Origin of the sequence: Rhodoferax sp. AJA081-3 (assembly GCF_017798165.1) — a bacterium.
Lineage (GTDB): Bacteria > Pseudomonadota > Gammaproteobacteria > Burkholderiales > Burkholderiaceae_C > Allorhodoferax.
The window spans coordinates 871,424-895,663 of sequence record NZ_CP059068.1 but is presented as its reverse complement, the minus strand read 5'-3'; the positions used below and the strand labels follow the sequence as shown (position 1 = coordinate 895,663).

The 24,240-nt window shown below is 59.1% G+C and carries 21 protein-coding genes; 9 read left to right on the top strand and 12 right to left on the bottom strand.

Features of this window, described 5'->3' with window-relative positions:
* Window positions 1-55 precede the first annotated feature (55 nt).
* From HZ993_RS04175 to HZ993_RS04160, 4 genes are read right to left on the bottom strand one after another with little or no spacing between them, the layout of a single operon-like run.
* A complete protein-coding gene (locus HZ993_RS04175) occupies window positions 56-424 on the bottom strand; it encodes a response regulator (protein ID WP_209396015.1) in 369 nt (122 codons plus the stop codon).
* 18 nt (window positions 425-442) lie between these two features.
* Window positions 443-1,417 carry a chemotaxis protein CheX gene (locus HZ993_RS04170; protein WP_209396014.1) on the bottom strand — a complete coding sequence of 325 codons (975 nt, stop codon included), beginning with the start codon at window positions 1,415-1,417 and terminating at the stop codon, window positions 443-445.
* Window positions 1,418-1,448: 31 nt separating this feature from the next.
* On the bottom strand, window positions 1,449-2,003 hold the full coding sequence (locus tag HZ993_RS04165) for a hypothetical protein (protein ID WP_209396013.1): 555 nt from the start codon (window positions 2,001-2,003) through the stop codon (window positions 1,449-1,451).
* An 11-nt stretch (window positions 2,004-2,014) separates the two neighbouring features.
* Window positions 2,015-2,734, bottom strand: coding sequence for a methyl-accepting chemotaxis protein (locus HZ993_RS04160; RefSeq protein ID WP_209396012.1), 720 nt, complete (start codon window positions 2,732-2,734; stop codon window positions 2,015-2,017).
* Between the two features lie 294 nt (window positions 2,735-3,028).
* Between HZ993_RS04160 and HZ993_RS04155 the strand changes: the two genes are divergently transcribed.
* Window positions 3,029-5,455, top strand: coding sequence for an Hpt domain-containing protein (locus HZ993_RS04155; protein ID WP_245213813.1), 2,427 nt, complete (start codon window positions 3,029-3,031; stop codon window positions 5,453-5,455).
* A gap of 167 nt (window positions 5,456-5,622) precedes the next feature.
* Here HZ993_RS04155 and HZ993_RS04150 read toward each other — a convergent pair whose 3' ends face one another.
* Window positions 5,623-10,386, bottom strand: a complete 4,764-nt coding sequence (locus HZ993_RS04150) for an NAD-glutamate dehydrogenase (protein ID WP_209396011.1) — start codon at window positions 10,384-10,386, stop codon at window positions 5,623-5,625.
* A 207-nt stretch (window positions 10,387-10,593) separates the two neighbouring features.
* Here HZ993_RS04150 and HZ993_RS04145 point away from each other — a divergent pair, with 207 nt between their 5' ends.
* On the top strand, window positions 10,594-11,790 hold the full coding sequence (locus tag HZ993_RS04145) for a PLP-dependent aminotransferase family protein (protein ID WP_209396010.1): 1,197 nt from the start codon (window positions 10,594-10,596) through the stop codon (window positions 11,788-11,790).
* 429 nt (window positions 11,791-12,219) lie between these two features.
* The gene (locus HZ993_RS04140) at window positions 12,220-12,885 is read left to right on the top strand and encodes a hypothetical protein (RefSeq protein ID WP_209396009.1); all 666 of its coding nucleotides are present in this window, start codon (window positions 12,220-12,222) and stop codon (window positions 12,883-12,885) included.
* Between the two features lie 182 nt (window positions 12,886-13,067).
* On the opposite strand, the gene HZ993_RS04135 is transcribed toward HZ993_RS04140, so the two are convergent.
* The 4 genes from HZ993_RS04135 to HZ993_RS04120 all read right to left on the bottom strand — a co-directional run bounded on the left by HZ993_RS04135 (window position 13,068) and on the right by HZ993_RS04120 (window position 17,004).
* Window positions 13,068-13,745: a DNA alkylation repair protein gene (locus HZ993_RS04135; RefSeq protein WP_209396008.1), complete on the bottom strand. Its 678-nt coding sequence runs from the start codon at window positions 13,743-13,745 to the stop codon at window positions 13,068-13,070.
* A gap of 74 nt (window positions 13,746-13,819) precedes the next feature.
* On the bottom strand, window positions 13,820-15,217 hold the full coding sequence (locus tag HZ993_RS04130) for a patatin-like phospholipase family protein (protein WP_209396007.1): 1,398 nt from the start codon (window positions 15,215-15,217) through the stop codon (window positions 13,820-13,822).
* 25 nt (window positions 15,218-15,242) lie between these two features.
* Window positions 15,243-16,517 (bottom strand): tetratricopeptide repeat protein, encoded by a 1,275-nt coding sequence (locus HZ993_RS04125; protein ID WP_209396006.1) that lies wholly within the window; start codon window positions 16,515-16,517, stop codon window positions 15,243-15,245.
* 4 nt (window positions 16,518-16,521) lie between these two features.
* Window positions 16,522-17,004, bottom strand: a complete 483-nt coding sequence (locus HZ993_RS04120) for a hypothetical protein (RefSeq protein ID WP_209396005.1) — start codon at window positions 17,002-17,004, stop codon at window positions 16,522-16,524.
* A gap of 239 nt (window positions 17,005-17,243) precedes the next feature.
* On the opposite strand from HZ993_RS04120, the gene HZ993_RS24830 reads away from it, so the two are divergent.
* Genes HZ993_RS24830 through HZ993_RS04100 form a run of 4 tightly spaced genes read left to right on the top strand, consistent with a single transcriptional unit; the run spans window position 17,244 to window position 20,352 of the window.
* Window positions 17,244-19,004: a methyl-accepting chemotaxis protein gene (locus HZ993_RS24830; RefSeq protein WP_209396004.1), complete on the top strand. Its 1,761-nt coding sequence runs from the start codon at window positions 17,244-17,246 to the stop codon at window positions 19,002-19,004.
* Window positions 18,989-19,372, top strand: coding sequence for a translation initiation factor Sui1 (locus HZ993_RS04110; protein WP_256440966.1), 384 nt, complete (start codon window positions 18,989-18,991; stop codon window positions 19,370-19,372). Before HZ993_RS24830 ends, HZ993_RS04110 begins: the two co-directional genes overlap by 16 nt.
* A 9-nt stretch (window positions 19,373-19,381) precedes the next feature.
* Window positions 19,382-19,909 carry an NYN domain-containing protein gene (locus HZ993_RS04105; RefSeq protein ID WP_209396003.1) on the top strand — a complete coding sequence of 176 codons (528 nt, stop codon included), beginning with the start codon at window positions 19,382-19,384 and terminating at the stop codon, window positions 19,907-19,909.
* A complete protein-coding gene (locus HZ993_RS04100; RefSeq protein ID WP_209396002.1) occupies window positions 19,903-20,352 on the top strand; it encodes a DUF2721 domain-containing protein in 450 nt (149 codons plus the stop codon). The genes HZ993_RS04105 and HZ993_RS04100 overlap by 7 nt, the downstream gene beginning before the upstream one ends.
* On the opposite strand, the gene HZ993_RS04095 is transcribed toward HZ993_RS04100, so the two are convergent.
* Together HZ993_RS04095 and HZ993_RS04090 are read right to left on the bottom strand one after the other, a co-directional pair.
* A complete protein-coding gene (locus HZ993_RS04095) occupies window positions 20,349-21,332 on the bottom strand; it encodes an LLM class flavin-dependent oxidoreductase (protein ID WP_209396001.1) in 984 nt (327 codons plus the stop codon). The genes HZ993_RS04100 and HZ993_RS04095 overlap by 4 nt on opposite strands.
* Window positions 21,329-21,931, bottom strand: a complete 603-nt coding sequence (locus HZ993_RS04090) for a 3'-5' exonuclease (protein WP_209396000.1) — start codon at window positions 21,929-21,931, stop codon at window positions 21,329-21,331. The genes HZ993_RS04095 and HZ993_RS04090 overlap by 4 nt, the downstream gene beginning before the upstream one ends.
* A gap of 57 nt (window positions 21,932-21,988) precedes the next feature.
* On the opposite strand from HZ993_RS04090, the gene HZ993_RS04085 reads away from it, so the two are divergent.
* Window positions 21,989-22,297, top strand: a complete 309-nt coding sequence (locus HZ993_RS04085) for a DUF6172 family protein (RefSeq protein ID WP_209395999.1) — start codon at window positions 21,989-21,991, stop codon at window positions 22,295-22,297.
* Between the two features lie 36 nt (window positions 22,298-22,333).
* Window positions 22,334-22,975 carry a glutathione S-transferase gene (locus HZ993_RS04080; protein WP_209395998.1) on the top strand — a complete coding sequence of 214 codons (642 nt, stop codon included), beginning with the start codon at window positions 22,334-22,336 and terminating at the stop codon, window positions 22,973-22,975.
* Here the strand turns inward: HZ993_RS04080 and HZ993_RS04075 are convergent.
* On the bottom strand, window positions 22,972-24,240 hold the full coding sequence (locus HZ993_RS04075; protein WP_209395997.1) for a DEAD/DEAH box helicase: 1,269 nt from the start codon (window positions 24,238-24,240) through the stop codon (window positions 22,972-22,974). The genes HZ993_RS04080 and HZ993_RS04075 overlap by 4 nt on opposite strands.

Below are 24,240 nucleotides of genomic sequence, written 5' to 3'. Positions count from 1 at the left end.
ACCAGGTTCCAAACAGCTTGCCCCCCCCGCGGTAGCGGGGGGGGCAAGATTTAAGTTACACGCCAACCAGCTTCTTGAATGAGGGCAACACGGCGTCGCCTTTGAATGGTTTCACAATCCAGCCTTTGATACCGGCAGCCTTGCCACGTTCTTTCATGACCGGCGAATTCTCGGTTGTGAGCATGACAATGCTGACCGTATTGTTATTGAGTTCGCTACGGACTTTTTCAGCCATCGTCAGACCGTCCATATTGGGCATATTGACATCACAGACAATGAGTTTGATCGCGGGATCTGCCTTGAGCTTGACCAAACCATCCCGCCCGTCAACTGCCAGGGCAACGGTCAAACCATTCTTCTGCAAGAAGTCGCCCACTTCATTGCGAACGGTGCTCGAATCATCTACTACCAAAATTTGCGCCATATCCAGACTCCTAACGTGTTAAAAAAATTCCAATTCACCTGAAGAAACCAACTCGTCTACCGAAGTGAGATTTTCCGAAAACTCTTCAGGCGACCAACTCAAATTAAAAACAAACTTCTGTTGCAACACCAGGGGCCTAAACGCCGGATCATTGGGATCGGAGACGGTGTATTTGAAACACAGTTGTGGGTTATCCGATCCAAAAGAAATATACCGGTGCAAATTGTTGATGATGATAGGCACCTGGGACAAGTAGACCCCCTCGCGAACACTGGACAGGTAGCGGTTCTTGATAGCCCCCCAAATCAGGTTGGTGATTTCACCGAGTAGCCCATTGAGGTTGCGAAAGTCGTAGGATTCTTCAGGGTTGATAAAAGTCCGGCCCGCTTTCACGTAGTGCATCATGGCCTCTTCTTCTGTCTGAAGCATCATGTAGCCGCGGCACCAGCTACTTTCCAAGGGGATCAGCGTGAAGATTTCGCCAAAGATCAAGCGGTCTCGCACCAAGTAGGGTGCCTCAACTTCAACTTGCATGGACTTGAATTGGCTCTGCAGTGCAGGGATCGCAATTTCTGTGATGCCACGGATCAGTGCATTGGGGTACGACCGGCTGAAGATGAACTCCTCTATAACTGCCTGCAGTTTGGAAATCGTGCCGATGGTGTAAGCCGCACTGTAGAGCAATCGGTCACGGCCCGACAAGTCGTCCAGGCTGTCCGTCGCTTCGCGGCGCAAAAAAATGGGCAACTCCGGACGAACTGCATGGATTTTTCGCGCCAACACGGTGCCACCGTGCGCGCTGTCTGAATACGTTTCGGACAACAAAATCGCGCCTAAGTCCAAGTTAGAACGCAGCACTGACATGACGTTGTCTGGCTGGACTTTGAGGCCTACCAAACCATTGCTGTCGCAGAAATCTTTGATGCTATCAAAGCACGCTGTATCGCCGTCAAGTACCAATACTTTGCTGACTATCTTCGTCTGTTCGGTCATTTTTATTCCCTTCGAGAATATGCAATCGCCGTTAGAAGAACTCCATCTCACCCGCAGCCGTGGTTTCTTCGACCATCGTCCATTCGAAATCAATATCGGCATAGTCACGCACGCAGACGCTCACGTGAAACTGCTTGTTTCCATCAATCGTGGCGCGAAAATACTGGAGATGTCCGCCTTTCAAAGATTCAAGATGGTCGACGCACTCCCGCTCGATAATGTTGGGGGTTGACATGGCCACATGTGGGTAGACACGCGCCAGTTCACGGTTCAATGTGCCGCAACAAATGTTGCCGCATTCCCGCATGGCGTCCAAGAATGCCTGGTCGCTCATCTCCGCCGGATCAATATTGTTGAGGCTTGCAAAGTGGGCTTTGGTAGCGTCATCCGACGAAAAATAAATCACCACGGACAGTCGAAACAGAAACGATGCTACGGTCAACATGACCACCGTGGTTTCCCGAATTTCCTTCGGATTCGCCAGCACTGCAATCTCGCAGTTCTCGGGCGATGATCCTCCCATGCTGGCCTTGATGCCCATCATCAGCATCTGGTCAAAACTGTCTCGCACCCGGTTACTGATCATGTTGTTTCAACTCAAGAAGTTAATCCATCTTTGATCTTGTTGTTGATCAAGTTCAGTCCTGTGAGTGAACCGATGATCATCTTGCCACCCGCTTGCAGGTCTTGAAACGTCGTGGTGGTAATCAGGTCATTTTGGTAGAGACTATTGCGGTAGCCTTCCGACAGGCTCTCGGCTCGCGCCGCCAGATTGCGCATTTCGTCAGCAACCACTGCGAAGCCCCGCCCGGACGCACCGGCCCGCGCCGCCTCGATGGAGGCATTGAGCGTAACAATAATCATGTACTTGACGATCGATGCAAACTCGTCATTCTTGTCATGCATCGCGCGGTTATGGATGATGAGCTCGTTCATATCGGAATGCCAGCGCTCGAAGGTCTTGACCAAATCCAGCAGGGTGAGAATTTCGCCGGCCAAAGCTTTGCTTCCATCCAGTGCTGTTGAACTGGACTGCTGGATTTTTTCCAGCTGGGCGATTACATCCGGGCGCACGTCCTGCCGCAAATTTGCCAACTCGGCCTCAAGCGCGGCGTGTTTCCGCTCTGAAGATTCACGAAAATCTTCGCTTTCCCTACGTTGCGCTTCCAGCAACCCGCTCCAATATTGCTCTTGCGCTTTTGCCTCTTGTGCATCAACCGTCTTTGCAAGCGCACGCCTGAGCTTCAACACCTGCCAGCCCAAGAAACACGCTGCGGCGACTGCCGCAAAAAGTAGAACCAATGTTGTGTTGCCCATGGCACCTCTATCAATTAATGCGTGGTGTGACTAAGCCTAACATAGGCCGCCATCAAGTGCTACAAAAGAGCGATTCGATCTTCGAAAATGCCTGGAATGTCCTTCGATGTGGCTCTTGCGCCCTGTTTGGGTCGCTAGCAAATACCTAGCAATTTTTCTAAGACTGTAGCGACCGCGCCACGGTGCAATCGGTTGTTGCGGTGAACCCCGCACGGGTTAGGTGCGTCAAAGAATTGGCCGCATAATAAGTTAGCACTATTGCCAAAAGTTGCATCGAGAGTTGGACTCGACAAGATGACAGCACATGAAGGACAGCAGAAATATATGATCAATTCATACTTTCAATCCATGTCTTTGGCCCGCCGGCTATCGCTGGGTTTTACCAGCGTTCTCATACTTTTGCTTGCTGTAGCCATTACCAGTATCTATGCCCTGCAACTGCAAGGCCAGCGGGTGCAGCGCATTGTTCAGGTCAATAACGTCAAAACCACATTGGCGAATGAATTGATGGAAAGCATCAATGACCTGGCAATTCGCGCGAGGTCTGCCGCATTGTTTACGGACATGGATACTAAACAGCTTCAGGTCGAGTTCGACGCAGCAAAAGTTGCCGAAAAATCCTTTCTTAAGACTGAAGAAGCGCTCAATGCACTGATGGTTGGCGACAACGCGACCGATAAAGAACGCGCGTTGATGGGCGATATTTCGGCGGCCGGAAAGAAGGTACTCCCATCGACCGCAGAGTCGCTGGAGCAAGCGCTGGACGCCGACACCGTCGCCGCTGTGCTCACTCTCAGCAATCGGGTGCGACCTGCAGAGGTGATCCTGCGGGCCAAGGTCTCTGAGTTGATTGATCTGCAGGGCAAGATCAATGAGGATGCCAACAAAGACGTGCTGTCGTTGCAGCGTACTGTATTTGTCACTTTGGGCATATTGGTGACAGTAGCACTTGCCATGGGCGGCTTCATTGCCTGGCGCATTACCAACAGTGTGGTACAGCCCATCACCCAAATGCAAGTCATGATGAGCGAAATTGCCACCAGCCAAGACTTTTCGCGTCGCGTGCCGGTTGAGCGCATGGATGAAATTGGAATGTCCATCGTGGCCTTTAATGCCATGATCGGAAAAATCCAGGAAAGCTCGCAACAGCTCAAGCAAAAAACTGCCGACATCCAGGCCATGATGCATTACATACCGCAGGGTATCTTGACGGTTGTAGCAGGCAACAAGGTGCATCCAGAGTTTTCCGCCTATCTGGAAACCATTTTAGAAACCAAAGACATTGCTGGGCGCGACCTACTGGAGCTGGTCTTTGCCAATAGCAGTTTCAATGCGGAAATTCTGTCTCAGGTCGAAGCTGCAGTTAGCGCCTGCATTGGCGAAGACAGTATGAATTTTCAATTCAATGAGCACCTTTTGGTGAGCGAAGTTGAAAAGAAAATGCCTGACGGACGTGTGAAGATTCTCGATTTGAGCTGGTCACCCATCACCGACGATATGGATACCGTTGTACGCCTGATGCTGTGCGTACGCGATGTCACCGAGCTCAAAGCCTTGGCAGCCGCAGCTGGGAAACAAAAACGCGAGCTGGACATCATCGGTCAAATATTGGCGATCAGCCAGGAAAAATTCTCAGGGTTTGTTGAGGGATCGGTCGAGTTCTTGGCTGAAAACAAGAAAATTATCGATGCAGTGGGCGCAACTCCCAAAGACGGCCTGGACCCAGGAACTGTCACCGAGTTGTTCCGCAACATGCATACGATCAAAGGTAATGCGCGCACATACGGTTTTCTGCACTTGACCAACATGGTGCACGAGGCCGAACAAACCTACGACGACCTGCGCAAAAACCCAGATGCCGTGTGGGACCAAGAAAAACTACTCCGCGAGCTAGCCAGTGCATCCGATGCAATTGAAGAATACGCCCATATCAACAAGGTTAAATTGGGCAGGACTGGCCCTGGGCGTCGCGCAGGTGTGGAGAAATACCTCATGGTGCAAAAGCAGGACATTCAAGACGCTCTGGATGTAATGGACGATTCGATACGCGGGACCGATCTGGCATCGATGCGAGCGGCGCACCAGCGGGTGCACAACATGTTGCAAATGCTGGGCACCGTGCGTGTTCAGGAAGCCTTGGAGGGCATTTTGGAATCCCTTCCATCACTTGCCCAAGAATTGTCCAAAGAGCCGCCGCACATTAGCATCGTGGACCACAACATTGTGCTGCGCACGCAAATCGCGGATTTGTTGAAAAACGTCTTCATGCACCTTTATCGCAATTCGATGGATCACGGCATCGAAACCGGGTCTGAGCGTGTTGCAAAGGGCAAGCCAGCGGCAGGCAGTATCCAGCTGGAACTGGCTCTAGCCGAGGGCAAGTTGCAACTCAAGCTACGTGACGATGGGCGCGGACTGGCAGTCGATTACATTCGCAAAAAGGCTATTGAAAAGGCACTGATTACCGAAGATCAGAAGTTGTCACCAGAAGAAATTGCGCAGCTCATTTTTGCACCGGGCTTTTCCACTGCCGAGCAGGTCACCGAGGTGTCGGGCCGTGGAGTTGGGATGGATGCTGTCAAGAGCTTTGTAGAACGCGAGGAAGGCTCTATCGAGCTGCGCTTTTTGGACCCGCAGGCGAATAGCGCAAGCGACGGCTATCGCCCGTTTGAAACCGTAATCAGCATGCCAGCAAAATTTGCAGTGCAAGCGAATTCTTAGCAAGAACGGTGGATGCGATCGGCTTGGGTCGCATTGAAGGGGGTATATGCCGATTCAGGCTGGAGCCCCCGTAAAATATGACTATTGCGCTATGTAAATAGTAGCAAATACTTGCACCGACTGTTGTTGACCTTGACGGCCACCAGTCGGCGCAGGTACATCTGCAGTTAGGCGAGGTGCCGCAGTTCCCGCAATGCCACCGACACCGGCGCCAGATCCGGTCCCTGTGTGCTGATGGTGGTCAGCAGGGCTTGCAGGCGGCCAATTGCTTGGCCATGTTCTGTGCGCCAGGCTTGCACACCCTCCGCACCGCGTGACAGCTGGCCCAGCGTGATCTGGCGGGCGATGGAGTACACATCGTCACGCGCGCTGCCGCGGGCCTGGGTTTGCCACAGGGTGTCGGTGGGCAGGCGGTTGATCTGCGCACGCCATTCGGTCAGGGCCAGGTCGGCCTCAATGCCGAAGTAGGCCCGTGCCGCCTGTTCCAGGCCGGTGTTGGCGCTTTGGGCCAGGTCCACCAGGTCCAGTGCGGGGAAGATGAATTCCAGCGCCGTCAGGTTCTGTGCCAAAGCCGCATCCACACCGGCTTTGACCAGCACGTCGGTGGCCTGTTGCCAGCTGTCTTGTGCGCTCTGGGGCAGCCAGGTGGCCAGGTTCTGGCGCAGCTCGCGGGCGGCGGGCTGGTAGCGCTGGATCAGCGTGGGCAGGTCGGTGCCCTGGGCGCGGATGCGCAGCATCCAGCGTGAGGCGCGTTGGGCAATGGCGGTGAGCTTGCTCAGCAGGTCGAGCTGCAGGCTGGCATCGACCTTGTAGTCCAGAGCATCCAACTGGTCCCAGATGGGCTCCAGGTCAAAAATCTCGCGGGCCAGTGTGAAGGCGCGGATCACGTCCGCCGCCGTGGCACCCGATTCCGACGCAATGAAGTTGACGAATGTTGCGCCGGTGCGGTTGACCACCGTGTTGGTGATATGGGTGGCAATGATCTCGCGTTTGAGCGGGTGGGCTGCAATGGCGGGGCCAAACTTCTCGGTCAAGACCTGGGGGAAGTAGGCCTTGAGTGCGCGGCTGAAGAACGGATCGTCCGGCAGGTTGCTGGCCACCAGTTCGTCAAACACACTCATCTTGGCGTAGGCCAACACGACGGCATTTTCGGGCGATGTCAGGCCAACCTTGCGGGCGCGGCGGCGGGCGATTTCATCGTCCGTTGGCAAAAACTCGATGGCGCGGTTCAGGCGGTTGCTGCCTTCGAGCCACTGCATCAGGCGTTGCTGGCCGTCCAGCACATACAGGGGGCGGTGGGTGGCAATGTCCAGCGCCTGGGTCTGGTAGTAGTTGTCCTGCAGCACCAGTTGGCCCACTTCGTCGGTCATGGATGCCAGCAGGTCGTTGCGCTGTTTCAGCGTCAGGTCACCGGCCTCGACCACGCCGCCCAGCAAAATCTTGATGTTGACTTCGTGGTCGGAGCAGTCCACACCGGCGGAGTTGTCGATGGCGTCGGTGTAGATCAGGCCACCCTTCTGGGCGTATTCGATACGGCCGTTTTGGGTGCAACCCAGGTTGCCGCCTTCAGCCACCACCTTGCAACGCAGCTCGCTGCCGTTCACACGGAACGCATCGCTGGACTTGTCGCCCACCTGGGCATGGGTCTCGAAACTGGCTTTGACATAGGTGCCAATGCCGCCGTTGTACAGCAGGTCCACAGGCGCTTGCAGGATGGCCTTGAGCAGTTCCAGCGGTGGCAGCTCTTCGGCTGTGATGCCGATGACGGCACGTGCCTCGGGGCTCAGGGGAATGGACTTGGCGCTGCGCGGGTACACGCCGCCACCTTGCGAGATCAGGCTCTTGTCGTAGTCATCCCAGCTGGAGCGGGGCAGGTTGAACAGGCGCTGGCGCTCGGCAAACGACTTGGCCACATCTGGGTTGGGGTCGATGAAGATGTGGCGGTGGTCAAAGGCCACCACCAGTTTGATGTGTTCGGACAACAGCATGCCGTTGCCAAACACGTCGCCCGACATGTCGCCAATACCGGCCACGGTGAAGGCAGTGGTCTGTGTGTTCACACCCAGGGTGCGGAAGTGGCGTTTGACCGCTTCCCACGCACCGCGTGCGGTGATGCCCATCTTCTTGTGGTCGTAACCGACCGAGCCGCCGGATGCAAACGCGTCGCCCAGCCAGAAGCCATAGTCGGCAGATACGCCGTTGGCGATGTCAGAGAAGGTGGCCGTGCCCTTGTCGGCGGCGACCACCAAATAGGGGTCGTCCACGTCATGGCGCACCACGTTGGTGGGGGGTACCACGGCGCCCTTGACCACGTTGTCGGTGATGTCCAGCAGGCCAGACAGGAAAATCTTGTAGCAGGCAATGCCCTCAGCCTGGTAGGCCTCGCGGTCGCTGGCAGGCGGCGCGTTTTTCAGCACAAAACCACCCTTGGAGCCCACGGGCACGATGACGGTGTTCTTGACCTGCTGGGCCTTGACCAGGCCCAGAATCTCGGTGCGGAAGTCTTCGCGGCGGTCCGACCAGCGCAGGCCACCACGGGCCACCTTGCCACCACGCAAGTGCACACCTTCCACACGGGGCGAGTAGACCCAGATCTCGAACAGCGGCTTGGGCTCTGGCACACCGGGCACTTCGCGCGGGTTGAGCTTGAAGCTGATGTAGGGCTTCTCGGAGCCCGAGGCAGCGGTCTGCCACAGATTGGTACGCAACGTAGCCATGATGGTGGCCACAAACTGGCGCAGGATGCGGTCTTCGTCCAGGCTGGCCACGTTGCTCAGGGCTGTGTCCAACGTTTGCTTGATCTGCTGCTGCGCGGCCGCACGGTCACCCGCAAAGGCCGGGTCAAAGCGGGCCATGAACAGTTCGACGATGGACTGGGCGATGCTGGCGTTTTTGTTGAGCGCCGCTTCGATGTAACTCTGGCTGAAGGCAAAGCCCAGTTGCTTGAAGTAACGGGTGTAGGCGCGCAGCACCGAGATGGCACGTGCATCCAGGTTGGTGACCAGCACCAGGCGGTTCAGATCGTCGCTCTCCACACCGCCGCGCCAGGCGGTGGCAAACAGCGCTTCAAAGCGGGATTTGACCTTGGCAATGTCCGTGTCAGCCGGCAGTTGCAGACCCAGGTCGTGTATCCACAGCGTGTCGCCATTGTTGCCAATGCGGTAGGGGTGTTCGTCCAGCACACGGGCGCCCATACGCTCCAGCACGGGCAGCGAGTCAGACAACGCAACCTTGGAGGTGTTGTAAATCTTCAGACGCAGGATGCCGGTGCCAGCGTCCAGCGGACGGTACAGCTTGACGGCCAGTGGCGAAGTGGGGGAGAGCGCCAACAACATATCGGCATCTTCGGCACCCACTTGGGGCGAGAAGTCTTCGCGGTAGGCCGTGGGGAATGCATCGGCAAAACGGTGGGCCAGGGCTAGGCCCGGGCCTTCTCCATGGGCGCGCAGCAGCTCAGTGGTGCAATCGTCTTCCCAGCGCTGGGTCAGGCGGGTGATGCGGGCCTCTAGTGCAGCAAAGTTGGCCACATGCGGCGCGTTGTCCTTGGCGCGCACCAGGTAGTGGATGCGGGCCTGTGGGCTGTCCGTCAGCATGGGAGTGAATTCGATGGACAGGCCGTCCAGCGCGGTCATCAGCTCGCTACCTATCTTGATGCGCAGCTCGGTATTGAAGCGATCCCGTGGCACAAACACCAGGGCCGATGTGAAGCGGCCAAACGGGTCACGGCGCAGGAACAGGCGGGTGCGCTGGCGCTCTTGAAGGCGCAGGATGCCAATGGCGTGTTCGGTCAGCGTGGGGGTGTCTATCTGAAGAAGTTCGTCGCGCGGGTAGGCATCCAGAATGGATTGCAGCGACTTGGCGGCATGGCTGTCGGGCACCACACCGGCGGCGGCCATCACCGCGGCGACACGGCTGCGCACCTGGGGGATCTCGCTGACCGCTGCCGTGTAGGCGGTAGCGGTGTACAGGCCCAGGAAGCGGGCCTCACCAATGACCTGGCCGGCTTCGTCAAAACGTTTAACGGCCACATAGTCCAGCCAGGCCGGACGGTGCACGGTGGCGCGGGTCATGGCCTTGGTGACCAGCACCAGTTCGTTGCTTTCCAGCAGGGCCACGGCTTCGGGTGGCAACACGGTTTCCAGGGTGTGGACCGGGCCGCGCAAGATGCCCAGGCCGGTCTCGGGCTTGGCCACCATGCTGACCACATCGCCATCACGTTTCAGGTCGTAATCACGCGCACCCAGGAAGGTGAAGTGGCGGTCTTCCAGCCAGCTCAAAAAGTCAACGCCCTCTTGGCGACCAGCGGGCGACAGCGACGAGCGGGATGCATCGGCGGCCATCTTGCGCGCACGCTCCAGCATGGCGCTCCAGTCTTGCACGGCGCTGCGTACATCGTTCAACACCTGCTCCAGCTCGTCGGCCAGTGCCTGCTGGTCTGCTACGCCGACGATGCGGTCGCATTCCACCTGTATCAGGGATTCGACGGGGTTGGTGCTGCCGGCTGCGGTAGCGGCTGCTGCACTGCTGACGCTTTGCACCTTGCCCTTGGCATCACGGGCCACGCTGAGCAGGGGGTGAACAATCCAGTGGGCCGTGCGGTTGCTGCGGTTGATGGCCATGGTGACCGAGTCCACCAGGAAGGGCATGTTGTCATTGACGATCTGCACCACGGTGTGGTCACTGACAAAACCGTCTTCGGCCAGTGTGGGGTTGAAGACGCGGACCTTGGCCGTGTTGGGTGGGCGGGGTGCATCGAGCAGGCGCCAGTGCGCGTTGGCAATGGCAAACAGCGTGGACGGGCCACGTGCCACCAGTTCATCGGGGTCGGTGTTGTCGAAGTAGGCCGCCACAAAATCGTGGATACGGCTGGAGGCCGGGCCTGCATGTTCTTGGGTGTAGGACAGCAGCTCGGTGAGCGCGGAAGAGGTCATTGTTTGCTCCGGGGTTATCTTTTGGATGACGCGAATTCTAGGCGCGCATACGTCTGCTGGATATGCAGAAATGCCCTCATTCATGGCGTTATGCAAAAAATGCATGATGCAATTAGACGGGCTGAATGGGCTTGAAAAGTACTGCTGCAAGAGACGCTGCAAATGCAGGCGCTACCATTGCGCCACAACCATCACACCGAAACCGCCATGCCGCTCCAATTCGCCACTCGTCTAGACAACGTAGAAACCTCCGCCATTCGCGAACTCTTCAAGCTGTTGGGCAAGCCCGGCATCATCAGTTTTGCGGGCGGCTTTCCCGATCCGGCCATGTTTGATGTGGAGGGCATACGCGAAGCCGTCAACACTGCGCTGACAGAAGAGGCCGGTGCCACACTGCAGTACGGTGCCACCGAGGGCTACAACCCGCTGCGTGAGCAACTGGCGGCTTTCATGCAGGCCAAGGGTGTCAAAGACCTCTCGCCCGAGCAAATGATCGTCACCACTGGCAGCCAGCAGGGCCTGGACCTATTGGGCAAGACCATGATCAGCCCAGGCGACAAGGTCATTGTGGAAGGGCCCACCTTTTTGGCCACCATCCAGTGCTTCCGCCTGTATGGCGCGCAACTGATCAGCGCACCCATCGATGCCAACGGCGTGCAAGTGGACAAGCTGGAAGCGCTGATTGCCGAGCACAAGCCCAAGTTCGTTTACCTGATCCCCACCTTTGGCAACCCCAGTGGCGCCATGCTGAACCTGGAGCGCCGCAAACGTGTGCTGGAGCTGGCCGTGCAGTACCAGACGCTGATGGTGGAAGACGACCCCTATGGCGATCTGTACTTCAACGACGCGCCGCCGCCATCCTTATTGGCGCTGAGCGCCGGTGTGCCCGGTAGCCGTGAGCTGCTGGTGCACTGCGGCTCGTTGAGCAAGGTGCTGAGCCCCGGCCTGCGCGTGGGTTGGATGATTGCCCCGCCCGAACTGCTGGCCAAGGCCACCATGTGCAAACAGTTCAGCGATGCCCACACCAGCACTTTTGCTCAGGCCACCGCTGCCCAATACCTGAAGGCTGGCCGCATGCCCGGCACGCTGGCCCACGTGCGCAAGGTGTACGCCGAGCGTGCGCTGGCCATGGGCAACGCTTTGCGCAAAGAGCTGGGCGATGCGATTGAGTTTGTGCAGCCCCAGGGCGGCCTGTTTGTATGGGCGCGCCTGACCGGCGCTGGCGGCAAGGTTAAAGACGGTGCCGAGTTGGCCAAGCGCGCCATCGACAAGGGCGTGGCCTTTGTGCCGGGTGCACCGTTTTATGCATCCAACCCCGATCTGTCTACCCTGCGCTTGAGTTTTGCGACTGCGGATGTGGCGAAGATTGAGGAAGGGGTGGGGCGGTTGGCGCAGGCGCTTTAATCGCTTTTGATCTTGGCGTTGTTGGCGGCAGAGTGTGGGGCAGTAGGCCCCGCCTCATGGTGTCACAGGCCCACAAATCGGCGGGGCCTACTGCCCCACACGCTGCAATGGTTTCTGGAGTGGATCATTGGGCTGGAGTGGGGCGGAAGCCGGCGTTGGCGAATGGCTGCTTACTGGCAGTCCAATCTATTGCCCGTCATCGGTCGCTCGAGCATTTCGGTTGTGCCCGTGATAGCGATCGTTCGTACTTCAACTTCTCTTCAACCAAGATAGCCCAGAGTTGACTAAACAAGTTGCGATACTCTATCTCCCAACGAAAGCACGATTGGTTCTTGACGCAGGTATCGTCTTCCTTTTTCTCAAAGATAGACCAACGGGGTATGAAGGCTTAATATGAATAGAGGCATAACTAGGATTCTTCAGGTCTTCGTGTTGCTCATGCTTGTGTTCACACTGGGCTCTTGGACGGCTATGTTGGGCCCAGCTCCCAAATTAGAACCATTGCCAGCGTGGCTTGATGATGTGTTGAGTAAAGTTGGATGGACTTTAGGAACAGTAACCTTCGCGTTTATTTGCTTTACCAAACCAGGGCATCGCTTTCTAGTTGAAAACTCTCAAGGCAAGCTTTGGAAGCAGTTTCAGTTCCTCATTGGGCCGGTTCTAGTCGTAGTCTTCATGGCACTCATGACAGTCCACGGTGCTGTCGCGGGCCTCGGTGGGCTATACGTCAGCTTTCGGGGCGAGTCGGCTACTGTCCTGGGAGAGATAGTTGCCAAGTCTTACACGGGCTCTAGGGGGTGCAGGTACCGTACCGATATTCGATGGTTGTTGGATGGGTCTACAAAGAAAAAGTGCTACTCAGAAGAGTTATGGACGCAACTAAGCATTGGGCAGGAGGTTGCACAAGAACGATGGCAGTTTGGAAAGTTGCATGCGGTTTCAGACTTTGTTTGGCCAACTCGTGAGTTGCCATCAGATGTGAAGAAGGCAGAAGTCACAAATAAGTGGCGCGGTTTTGCATTTCTCGGGGCCATTGTTTTCATTCCCGTGATTGGTGGACTTCTCATCGTTTTTTTCTCTCGGTCAAAAGAATGAAATATCTTGGAAGAGGGCTTCCAGCCCATGGCGGGTGCTCGGTTTGACGAAGTGCTCACCATAAAGCAGTTGCCCGCTCCCTGACTGCGAGTGACCGGTCTAGAGCAAGCTCATTGCAAACCGCCCCGCCCGCTTTGTGTCTGAAGCCGCCACCGAATCCATCCCCCTCCAGGTGATCATGATCAGCGCGCAACCGCCTTCGGGTCTAACTCCCGCAAAGCATCCGCCGCAATCCACCGCGCCGATTTAGTTCCCTGCTGTTGAATCCGCAGCGCAGCCGCAATAGCCTGCGCGCGCAGGGCGGTATTGCGTTTGCCGATACCGCGTAGAGCCCAGTTGACGGCTTTCTTCACAAAGTTGCGGTCGTCGTCTGCGGCTGCTTCTACCAGCGCCAGTGCGGCGATGAAGGGCTCGTCGCCCGCTTTTTTGTCGTGCACGGCCAGCGTGGCCAGTAGCGAAAACGCAGCGCGGCGCACGAACTCGTCTTTGCGCGTAGCCCACGCATCGACCTTGCGCCAGGCCAGCGGTGACTTCACAAAGGCGTTCAGGCAGGTCTGGTCACACACATCCCAGGCGGCAAATCCTTTGACCCAGGCGTCCATCTGGCGAGACGTAAGCAGGGCGGGCTCGGCCACCATGCTGGCGACGATGCGTGCGTCGGGGATGCTGGTGTCCCACAGGGCCTGGGCCAACGCGTGGTCGCGCCCCAGCTTGCGGGCTATGCTACGCATGGCTGGTACCGACAGGCCCAGTCGCCCGTCACCCACAATGCCAAAACGCTCCAGGCTTTCCAGCGCCTCGGGCCGGGCGTTGGCGTGCAGCAGGGCCAGGGCGGTTTGCAGTCGGCTGGTGTCTGGCATGCTTGGATACTATAAAAATAGTAGCAATAGGTATAGACTATTCGGGGGCTAGAGGCTCATTTTGCTTAAAGTGGTTATTGCAGATCCTGGACCAGGCGTTTGAATTCCGGTGCGTTGTCCAGCAGGGTGCGCCCGGCCTGTTGCAGCGACTGCACTTGTTCGGGGTCCAGCTTGAAGGTTGTGGGTATGGCCATCATGGTCTTGCGCTCGGCGGGGTCGGCAATGTCGCGCAGGCTGGTTTCTATCAGGTAGAAATCGGGCTGGCCTTCGTAGGGGCTGTCGGGGTTGTCGATCAGTTCACGCGCTTCGTGGCGCCAGTAGTGGAAGCTGGAGCGCAGCCAGGTCTGGGTTTCAAACGAAATATTGGCCATCAGGGTGTCCAGCACACGGGACGCCATTTGGCGGATGCTGGGCGCCTTGCCCGACTGGTCTATGCCCGACTCCGGCAAGACCTCGGCACTGACCACCAAGAACACCACCTTGCGCACACCCTTCACACCCAGGCGTTTGAGCAGGGGTGCAAAACCGCCCCGCGCGATGCTGGATTCCAGCGGCCCGCGCAGGCCCAAGTTGTCCGAGATGCCACCGTCGATCAGGTGGATCCAGGGGCGGCCCGTTTCTGGGCTGGAGTCCATGTAGGAGTCCACCACCGTGGCATGGCGCTGTGCCCGCAGGGCCCAACCCTGGTCTTGTGGGCCGCGCAGCGTGGGTTGTATCCAACTGGGCCGCTTGTAGCCGCAGCGCCCGCCATGGTTCTTCAACACCACCGGCCCGAACAGGATGGGGACGGCGCTGGACGCCGCCACGGCACGGGCCAGCGGCAGGCTGGAGAGATCGGTGCACAGGGGGTCAAACTGGTCCTGGGTGAACTGGAAGTCGGAGCCGCGGTTGAGGTCGGTGGCGTGTATCACCACCAGCGGTCGGGTTTGGCGCTCCAGCAGGTCGGCGAAGGTTTTTTTGGCAAACAGGCGGCGTTCCAGAATGGCGCTGAGCAGATCGACCCGGTCATTGGTAGACCAGCCCATGACCTGGGTCATGCCGGTGACCGAGATGTAGCGGTCCCACAGCTCGGTCTGGAAGTCGGCGTTCAAAAACCGGTCAGGAAAGTCGTCAAAAAAGGCATCACCGTACAAGCCGTAGTAGGCCGCGGCGTAGCTGCCGCCCGATACCGAGTTGATGACATCAATTTCGTCCAGCAAGCGGCGGGGCAGGCCATTCCAGCGGATCGGTGTGTCCCGCAGTTTGTCCAGCACCCCATAGGCCAGCGCGGCAGAGCGGGTGCCGCCCCCCGAGAACGCCACCACCATGAACAGGCCGTCGCTGTTGTCGGGGCCTGGCTGCAGGTTGGAGAAGCGGTAGCCGTATTTGGGGTTGACGGTGTCCAGGGGCTTGGTGGGCTCCGGCGGCGGCACCAGGCTGGCGCAACCGCTGAACAACACGGCGAGCCCTGAGGCAAGCAGCAGTCTGAACACGTGCCAATGCCCCCTTACTCGCCGATCAGGGCTTGCGCGCGGCCAGGGTCCAGTAGCGCGCCAGCTCGGTCAGGCCCTCGGGGCCGGAGACGGTGGCCAGGGTCTGGACGGCTTTGTCGGCTTGCCCGGCTTGTGCATAGGCCACGCCCAGGCGCAAACGCGCTTCCTCGGGGCGGCGGGGCAGGCCCTTGGCAATGCCTTTTTCCATCAGCTCCAGGCCTTTGTCAAACTGCTTCATGCCCACCAGGTTGAGTCCGATGTTGAACAGCGCAAAACCGTCAGGCTTTTTCTGGGCGGCAGCGGTGTCTGCGGCAAGATTTTTGCGGTCCAGCTCGTTCTCTTGCACCAGTTTGGCGCGCAGCTTCTTGTGGGCGTCGGTGCTGCCCAGCAGGCCGGCGGTTACGCCTTGGTCATAGGCATTCAGTGCTTCGCCAGAGAAGCCGCCTTTTTGGGCAAAGTCCACGTATTCGGAGTAATCGGTGGCTTCTTCGGGCGTGCCGTTGTAAAAGGCCAGGCGAAACACATCCAGTTGCAAGCGGCTGGCCAGGTCCGAGCGGCTCCACAGGCGGTTGATCAGCAAACGCCAGCTGTCCTTGCTGGGGTAATACTGCACCAGCATTTCCAGGGCCCGGGTGTAACCCGCGGCGTCTTTCAGGTTGTTGCGGGCCTGGGCCAGCATTTCCAGGTGGTTTTGAGCGGGGGCTTTTTTGGCCTGTTCACTGGCTGCGATTTCCTCGTTGATCAGGTCGCTGCCGCGTTGCAGGTTGCCGCCGAGCAAATAGGCCTGGATGCGTACATTCTTGACGGCGGGGTCAGTGCCACCGGCCTTGATGTTGCGGTCCATCCAGTTGGCGGATTGGGCGTAGTCCTTGGTGCGGTAGTGGGTAATGCCCACGGCGTGCATCAGGGGCAGGGTTTCTTCGGTCGTGAGCCAGGCGCCCTTGGCGTTGAGCTCCAGCACCTGCTCCAGCAGCTTGTGGGCGCTGGGTGCGTCATCGTCTGCAATGGCGATGGACAGCGCAATACGCGCCACGATGTAGTTTTCGTAAGGGGTCTTGTCCGCTACGGCGTTTGCCAACTGAACCTTTTCCCGGGCCTGGGGAAACTTCTTGTCCGTCAGCAGGGTTTGTGTTTCCAGCAACAGGGTACGCAGTTCCGCGCGAATGGTCGGCGCAGCGGGAGCCGACGCTGCACTTGCTGGTGCGGCCGGCGTTTGTGCCCAGACCATTGGCGCCCCCAGGGCGCAGGCCAGTAGCACGGCATTCAAGCGAAAGGATGGCATGGTGAGAGGTGCTTTCATGCCATTACGCCTTGCCGGGGTTGCACAGGGCGTGTTGGCCCATTTGCACCACCAGGTCGCGTGCCTTGTTGACTTCTGCCGCGGTGGCTACGGCCGCGATATTGGACGCCAGGCTGCCCACATACTTGCCAGAGGCTTCCGCCAGGGACTTTAGTGCCGTGCAGCGGGTGGTCAATTGTTTTTTGGCGGCTGCCAGGTCACTGGCGTCGCGCATCTCGGCGGCGACCAGGCCCAGTGCGACCACGCCGTCGGCGGTGGCATCCACCAGACCCAACTGGGTGTTCACCAGCTTGAGCATGTCTTTGTCGTTGGGGGATGCGGTGCCGGCGCGTTTGGACAGGTCGGCCAGGCTGGTAGCCAGACCTTGGGACACCTTGATGAACTCGGTGACGGATTTTCCAATGGCCGCTTTGTTCTGGGCCATGGCAGGCTGAACCAGCAATGTGGCAGCCAAAATCGAGGTGGACAAAATGCGGATCGTAGACATAAGAATGGAGTCTCTTGGGTTGAACGTGGGCGGAACTTTACACCGGTTCCGGGAACCGGCTTTTGCGCTGTCACAAGTGGGGCGCGTCGGCAAGGGCGCGTGCATGCTTTTGTCACCCGGGCGACATCTGTGGCCAAAGCGGCGGTAATCGGCAAACATTGCTGTCAATTGAACAGATAGCCGCACCATAATTGGGCCCACTTGCGCTCGTTGTGCGCACCAATTGGGGAAGCTGCAGCATGAATTTTTCTAACACCAAGATCAGCGTCAAATTGAGCGGCGCCTTTTTTCTGATGGTGCTGTTGACTGGCATTATTGGCGGATTTGCGCTGGTCCAATTGGCGCGCATCAATGCCAACACCGAGGAAATGGCCAGCAACTGGTTGCCCAGCATCCAGTACACCGGTGAACTCCAGGGCTTGCTCAACGAGTTTCGCCAGGCCGAGACACAACATGCCATGGCCGTGACGGCGGAAGAAAAAAAGGTCGAGGCGGACCGCATCAACGCGGACAAGGCCAAGCTCGCTGAGGTCGGCAAGAAGATCGAAGGCCTGCTGGATACGTCCGCTGAAAAGCAAAACTGGGAGACCTTCAGCAAGGACCTGGCTGCTTACTACACCGTAAGCACCAAGCTGTTGACCATGTCCGATATTGGACCCGCCGAAGCGATGGCTACCACCGAGTTGCTGAACGGCGAATCACGCACTGCATTCCGCACCCTGGTCAAGAACATTGAGGCCATGACGGCCCACAACACACAGGGCGCTGCTGCGGCCCGCGAGGGCGCCAAGTCTACCTATGCCGGCTCCCAATGGAGTGTGGTGTTGTTGTTGGGCATAACGGTGGCCTTGGCGGCTGGCATGGCGTTTTGGATCATTCCCCAGATCACCAAACCCATTGCCTTTTCTGTGCACGCGGCCAAGGAGTTTGCCGATGGCAACCTGACCCATGCACTGCACCCGCGGGGCAGCGATGAGCCCGCCCAGTTGCTGCACGCTTTGGAATCCATGCGGCTGGCCCTGGCCAAGGTGGTGACCAATGTGCGCCAGGGCTCCGAAGGGGTTGCCACAGCCAGTTCCGAAATTGCCCAGGGCAACCACGACCTGTCTTCGCGTACCGAACAGCAGGCCAGCGCGCTGGAGCAGACGGCAGCGTCCATGGAAGAGTTGGGCTCCACGGTGCGGCAAAACGCCGACAACGCCCGCCAGGCCAACCAGCTGGCGATGAATGCGTCCAGCGTGGCCATACGGGGTGGTGAGGTGGTGGCCGAAGTGGTAGAGACCATGAAGGGCATCAATGACTCGTCGCGCAAGATATCCGACATCATCAGTGTGATCGATGGCATTGCCTTTCAGACCAATATCCTGGCCTTGAATGCCGCGGTAGAGGCGGCGCGGGCCGGTGAACAGGGGCGTGGTTTTGCCGTGGTGGCGTCTGAGGTGCGCAGCCTGGCCGGCCGCAGTGCTGAGGCTGCCAAGGAGATCAAGGGGCTGATTGGCGCCAGCGTGGAGCGTGTGGAACGTGGCACCACCCTGGTCGACCAGGCCGGTGCCACCATGACCGAGGTGGTCAGCAGCATCAAACGTGTGACCGACATCGTGGGTGAAATCAGCGCGGCCAGCGACGAACAGGCTTTGGGTGTGGCACAGGTAGGGGAGGCGGTGACCCACATGGACCAGGCCACCCAGCAAAATGCGGCACTGGTGGAAGAAATGGCGGCCGCTGCCAGCGGGCTCAAGTCTCAGGCACAGGATCTGGTGCAGGTTGTGGCCGCGTTCCGCCTGAGCGAGTCCGACATGGGCTACAGCGCGCGGCCCAGCCCGGTCCATGCTCCAGCGCCACGCAGCCCCCTGACCAAGCCAACGGCAAAACCCGTGAGCAAACCCAAGGCCGCGACCTTGCCGGCCCGCGCGGAAGCGCCGGCCATACCCCGGCTTGCCCCCAAAACCAGCACCAAGGTGACGCCTGCGGGCGGAGACGACGATTGGGAAACATTCTGAAAGCCAAAGCATCCGGACTCGCCGCCTTGGGCGGACTGGTCTATTCCACCGACAGCGGGCGTATGTGCCCGGATTGCCGCCAACCGGTGGCGCAGTGCACCTGCAAGCAGCCTGTGGCGCCCACGGGTGACGGCATTGTGCGGGTCTCGCGCGAAACCAAGGGCCGTGGCGGCAAGGCCGTCACCCTGGTCAAGGGCGTGTTGGTGGACGCCGCGGCCTTGGCGGAACTGGGCAAGCAGCTCAAGGCCGCCTGCGGAACCGGTGGCACCGTCAAAGACGGGGTGATCGAAGTGCAGGGTGACCACATCGAGCGGGTCATGCAAATCCTCACGACCCAGGGGCACAAGGTCAAGCGCGCCGGCGGTTAGTATTGGCGGATGGACAGCCCCAACCCCGCCTCTGTAGCCCTGTACTGGGACTTTGAAAACCTGCATGCCGCGCTGTGTGAGGCCCGCCAGGAGGGCTCCTATGGCAAGCAGGACAACCGATTCAGGGTGCAGGAGCCTCTGGTGAATGTGCACGCCGTGGTGGCGCTGGCGGCTACCCTGGGCCCCATCACCATCAACCGTGCCTACTGCAACTGGCAGTATTTCGGGCGATACCGCGATGCGCTGCTGCACCACGCCATGGAACTGATCCAGCTGTTTCCCCCGGGTGGAGCCGCCAAAAACGGGGCCGACATCCGGCTGTGCCTGGATGCGATGGAGGATGTGGCACACCATGGCCATATAGCCACCGTGGTCATCGTCAGTGGTGACAGCGACTTCATGCCACTGGCGCAAAAGATCAAGGCCAGCGGGCGCCGGGTGATTGGTCTGGGTGCACGCAGTACCACCAACGGGCACTGGGCCAGTTCCTGCCACGGATTCCATTACTACGAAGATTTGGTAGCCACACCATGCTGACATTTAACGCAGACGAAGTAACCCACGGTATCCAACTGGCCGTGGCGCCGGTGTTTTTGCTGACCGCCGTGTCGGGAATGATTGGTGCCATTGCGGGCCGCCTGGCCCGCATCATCGACCGGGCGCGTCTGGTGGAAGACCGGGCACGTGAGTCGAATGACCCGGAGTTTTTGGCGCGTGCCTTCAAGGAACTGGGAGAGCTGCGCCTGCGGGGCCGCCTGGCCAATGGCGGTATTGCCTTGTTGACCTTTTGTGCCTTTTTGATCGGCCTGACCATCATTGTGTTGTTCGTGGGGGAGACTACGGGTTTCAAGGTCAGCCGCTGGGCCGTGGGGGGCTTCTTGTCGGGAGTGGTGAGCTTTTTGCTGGCCCTGTTGTGCTTCTTGGCGGAGACGGTGATTGCCACACGCCTGCTCAATTTTCACCTGCCGGGCAAAGGCTAGTCTCGCATCGCCTGCGCGGTCAACGCGTAGGAACATTTGCGGGCCGTGTGGTCAAACATCTGTGATGTGATCATCAGCTCGTCTGCGCCGGTGCGTGCCACAAAATCCTGCAATCCTTTGCGTATGGTTGCTGCCGAGCCTATGGTGGTGCACGACAACACACTGCGTAGCAAAGCTTGCTCGGCCGGACCAACCTGCTGGGCATAACCAGGCTTGGGGGGCGGCAGGCGGGCAGGGCGACCGCTGCGCAGGTTGACAAAGGCCTGCTGCATGGAGGTCGCCAATATCTGGGCCTCTTCATCCGTATCCGCAGCAAACACGTTGAAGCCCAGCATCACATGTGGTTTGGCCAGTTGGGCCGAGGGCTGGAAACGGGCGCGGTACAACTCTATGGCGTCCATCATCTGTGCGGGTGCAAAGTGCGAAGCAAAGGCATAGGGCAAGCCCATCATCGCCGCCAACTGCGCTCCAAACAGGCTAGAGCCCAGTATCCAGATTGGCACCTTGAGCCCCCTCCCAGGTACGGCGCGTACCTTTTGCTTGGGCTGGTCCGACATAAAGTCCATCAGCTCGGCCACATCCTGGGGAAACTCATCGGCGTCGGACGCCAGGTTGCGCCGCAGTGCACGGGCTGTCAACTGGTCTGAGCCGGGCGCGCGGCCCAAGCCCAGGTCTATGCGGCCCGGGTAGAGCGATTCCAGCGTGCCAAACTGCTCGGCAATGACCAAAGGTGAATGGTTGGGCAGCATGATGCCGCCGGCGCCCACGCGAATGGTGGACGTGCCACCCGCTACGTGGCCAATCAGCACGGCAGTGGCTGCGCTGGCAATACCGGGCATGCCGTGGTGTTCGGCCAGCCAGTACCGTTTGAAGCCCAGGCGCTCCGCATGTTGGGCCAGGTCCAGTGTGTTACGGAATGATTGTGCGGCGTCGCTGCCCTCGGTGATGGGTGAGAGATCGAGTACGGAGAATGGAATCATGGTTGGTGTAGTTTGAGCGCCTGGAACACGCGGAATGCGGCGTACGCGTCGTTGGCGGCGTAGACCAGTTGGGCTTCCGTGAGTTGTGGATTGGCCCAGTTGGACGTTGCGGCCTTTTTGGATTTGAGAAATCGTTTGTTGAACAACACCGCCACGGCACCCTTAACCCCCATGTCTTTGCGGTATCCGCGCTCCCGAAAGACGGTGTTGAGTTCCAGCACACCACCGGGCTCTACACCCAGTTTTGCAATGATGCGTTTGCGGTCATCTCCCAAACCAAAGCCGGCCTTGGTGATGCCACTGTGTGCAAGCAAATCTGCCACCATGGCGCTGCACTGCGGGTCATGCAGCTGGAAGACCCAGGCCTTGTGGGCGTTGGCCAATTGCACAATGTGTGGCCCCTCCGACACCTGGTCTTTGAAGAAGGTGGGCTTGGATTCGGTGTCGAAGCCCAGCGCCTGGGCGTCTGCCAGTTCCGCGCAGGCACGTCTGGCCTGTTCGGCCGTGGCGACCAACACAATGTGGTGTAAGCCAAGACGGTCAAAAGGCTGCAGCAGTGCGATTTCTTCTTTGCTGGGGGTAGGGTGGGTGGTGTGCATGGGGAGCAAGTGTGCCGGATTGGCAGGGCCAAAGCGGCAGCGCAGCATAATCGCTGCATGAAAAAAACATTCAAACTGAATATTGAAGGCAAGAACCGCGACCGTGTTCTGGACGCCGTCAAGCACGAGATTCGCAAATACGTTAAACGCGAGCGCCGCCGCGAACTGCCCGAGGGCGTGGACTTTTGGGACTTTGATTGTCGCTTTGGTGCCACCGAGGCTGAGGCCGTTGTGGTCCACTTCGCTACGCTCACCGGCCTGATTGACGGTATTGCCACAGCGGGCGGTGAGCAGTTTTATGTGGAGATATTGGCATCGCATGGCCGCCGCCAGGCGCGCCCAGCAGGTGCCGATCCACGGGAGTAACTTCGTTTTGTATCTTGACCAGGAGAAGGTTTTATTATGTTGACGCTGTGTGGTTTCCCCGTTTCCAACTACTACAACAAGGTCAAACTGGCGCTCCTGGAGAAGAACGTTCCCTTTGTTGAAGAGAACGTCAAGACCGGCCTGACCGATGAGGCCGTGTTATCGGCCTCTCCGTTGGCCAAAATTCCTTTCATCCGCACACCACAGGGTACGCTGTGCGAGAGCGAAGCGATTGTGGAGTACATAGAAGCGGCCTACCCCAACCCGCCTTTGTTGCCATCTGACCCCTTTGCCGCGGCCAAGGTGCGCGAGTTGTGCATCTACATTGATCTGCACCTGGAGCTGGTGGCCCGCGAGTTGTACTACCAGGCGTTTTTTGGTGGCACGGTCAGCGAGGGCACCCAGGCTCGGGTGCGCAAGCAGTTGGACAAAGGTATTCCCGCAGCCAAGCGTTTGTTGAAGTTTGCGCCCTATGCCGCGGGCGACACTTTTACGCTGGCGGATTGCGCCGCCTATGTCAGTCTGCCGTTGGTGGGTATGGCCACGAAGGCCATCTACGGTGAAGACCTGTTGCTGGCCGGTGGCATCGACTACAAGGCCTACATCAAGTTCATTGGCCAGCGGCCCTCAGCCCAGCGGGTGGACGCAGACCGCAAGGCGTCCATGGTTAAAGCCTAGTCGGGCTTGGTCTGGGCGGCTGCCAGTGCGCGCAGCTTGTCTTTTTTGCTGGGGCGCTTGCCCTTGATGCCACCTTTGTCCGCGGCGATCTGCGGCACGATGGGTGTGGCAACCTCAGTGGGCTCGAAACCTGCGACCTCTTCCAGCGGCAGACTCAAACCCTGGCGCTTTTCGATCAGGTGGAAGTGCGCCTCGGTGTCGGCGGTGACAAAGCTGATGGCCAGGCCTGGCTCACCCGCGCGGCCGGTGCGGCCTATGCGGTGCACGTAGTCGACCGCTGAGCGGGGCAGGTCGTAGTTGACCACCACGGGCAGCTTGGCAATGTCAATGCCGCGTGCGGCCAGGTCGGTGGTGATGACCACTTCCCACTGTTCGTCCTTGAACTCGGCCAGCACTTGCTTGCGTGCGCCCTGGCTCAGGTCGCCATGGAAGGCGGTGGCGTAGATCTTGGCCTTGTACAGCTTTTCAGCCACCAGCTCGGCTGCGTATTTGGTGGCCACAAAGACCAGCACACGTTTCCAGCCTTGGTCTTTGATCAGGTGGCGCAGCAATTGGGTGCGTTTGTCGGTGTCCACCCGGATGGCGCGTTGCGTGATGTCGGCGGGCGGAATCTCGGTAGAGGCCACCGAAATGTTGACCGGGTCGCGCAACATCTGGCCGGCCAAGGCCCGTACATCGGGCGGAAAGGTGGCAGAGAAAAACAGACTTTGGCGGCGGGGCGGCAGTAGGGTGAGTACCTTGCCCAACTCTTCGGCAAAACCCAGGTCCAGCAGGCGGTCGGCCTCGTCCAGTACCAAGAGACGCACCGTGGCCAGCTGCACCGCGTTTTGCGCGGCCAGATCCAGCAGGCGGCCCGGTGTGGCAACCAGCACGTCCGCACCGCCGCGCAGGGCCATCATCTGGGGGTTGATGGAGACACCGCCGGAGGCCACCACCACCTTGGGGCTTTGGGGCAGGGCCTGGGCCAGGCTGCGCACCACGTCGCCCACCTGGGCGGCCAATTCACGGGTGGGCACCACGATCAGCGCGCGGATGGCCCGCCCGTAGGAGTGGCGGTTTTCGGCGGGCAATTCTTGCAGGCGCTGCAGCAGGGGCAGGGCGAAGGCTGCAGTTTTGCCAGAGCCGGTTTGGGCCGAAGCCAGTACATCGGCCCCGGTCAAAACCGCCGGAATGGCTTCGCTTTGGATGGGGGTGGGGGTTGTAAACCCGAGCGCGCTGGCGGCTTGGGCCAGTGTGGGGAGCAATCCGAGGGAGAGAAAAGGCAT

Excerpts from the sequence above, each read along its gene's own strand:
- HZ993_RS04175 (WP_209396015.1), bottom strand. The coding sequence starts at position 424 with ATGGCGCAAATTTTGGTAGTAGATGATTCGAGCACCGTTCGCAATGAA.
- HZ993_RS04170 (WP_209396014.1), bottom strand. The coding sequence starts at position 1,417 with ATGACCGAACAGACGAAGATAGTCAGCAAAGTATTGGTACTTGACGGC.
- HZ993_RS04165 (WP_209396013.1), bottom strand. The coding sequence starts at position 2,003 with ATGATCAGTAACCGGGTGCGAGACAGTTTTGACCAGATGCTGATGATG.
- HZ993_RS04160 (WP_209396012.1), bottom strand. The coding sequence starts at position 2,734 with ATGGGCAACACAACATTGGTTCTACTTTTTGCGGCAGTCGCCGCAGCG.
- HZ993_RS04155 (WP_245213813.1), top strand. The coding sequence starts at position 3,029 with ATGACAGCACATGAAGGACAGCAGAAATATATGATCAATTCATACTTT.
- HZ993_RS04150 (WP_209396011.1), bottom strand. The coding sequence starts at position 10,386 with ATGACCTCTTCCGCGCTCACCGAGCTGCTGTCCTACACCCAAGAACAT.
- HZ993_RS04145 (WP_209396010.1), top strand. The coding sequence starts at position 10,594 with ATGCCGCTCCAATTCGCCACTCGTCTAGACAACGTAGAAACCTCCGCC.
- HZ993_RS04135 (WP_209396008.1), bottom strand. The coding sequence starts at position 13,745 with ATGCCAGACACCAGCCGACTGCAAACCGCCCTGGCCCTGCTGCACGCC.
- HZ993_RS04125 (WP_209396006.1), bottom strand. The coding sequence starts at position 16,517 with ATGAAAGCACCTCTCACCATGCCATCCTTTCGCTTGAATGCCGTGCTA.
- HZ993_RS04120 (WP_209396005.1), bottom strand. The coding sequence starts at position 17,004 with ATGTCTACGATCCGCATTTTGTCCACCTCGATTTTGGCTGCCACATTG.
- HZ993_RS24830 (WP_209396004.1), top strand. The coding sequence starts at position 17,244 with ATGAATTTTTCTAACACCAAGATCAGCGTCAAATTGAGCGGCGCCTTT.
- HZ993_RS04105 (WP_209396003.1), top strand. The coding sequence starts at position 19,382 with ATGGACAGCCCCAACCCCGCCTCTGTAGCCCTGTACTGGGACTTTGAA.
- HZ993_RS04100 (WP_209396002.1), top strand. The coding sequence starts at position 19,903 with ATGCTGACATTTAACGCAGACGAAGTAACCCACGGTATCCAACTGGCC.
- HZ993_RS04095 (WP_209396001.1), bottom strand. The coding sequence starts at position 21,332 with ATGATTCCATTCTCCGTACTCGATCTCTCACCCATCACCGAGGGCAGC.
- HZ993_RS04090 (WP_209396000.1), bottom strand. The coding sequence starts at position 21,931 with ATGCACACCACCCACCCTACCCCCAGCAAAGAAGAAATCGCACTGCTG.
- HZ993_RS04085 (WP_209395999.1), top strand. The coding sequence starts at position 21,989 with ATGAAAAAAACATTCAAACTGAATATTGAAGGCAAGAACCGCGACCGT.
- HZ993_RS04080 (WP_209395998.1), top strand. The coding sequence starts at position 22,334 with ATGTTGACGCTGTGTGGTTTCCCCGTTTCCAACTACTACAACAAGGTC.
- HZ993_RS04075 (WP_209395997.1), bottom strand. The coding sequence starts at position 24,240 with ATGCCTTTTCTCTCCCTCGGATTGCTCCCCACACTGGCCCAAGCCGCC.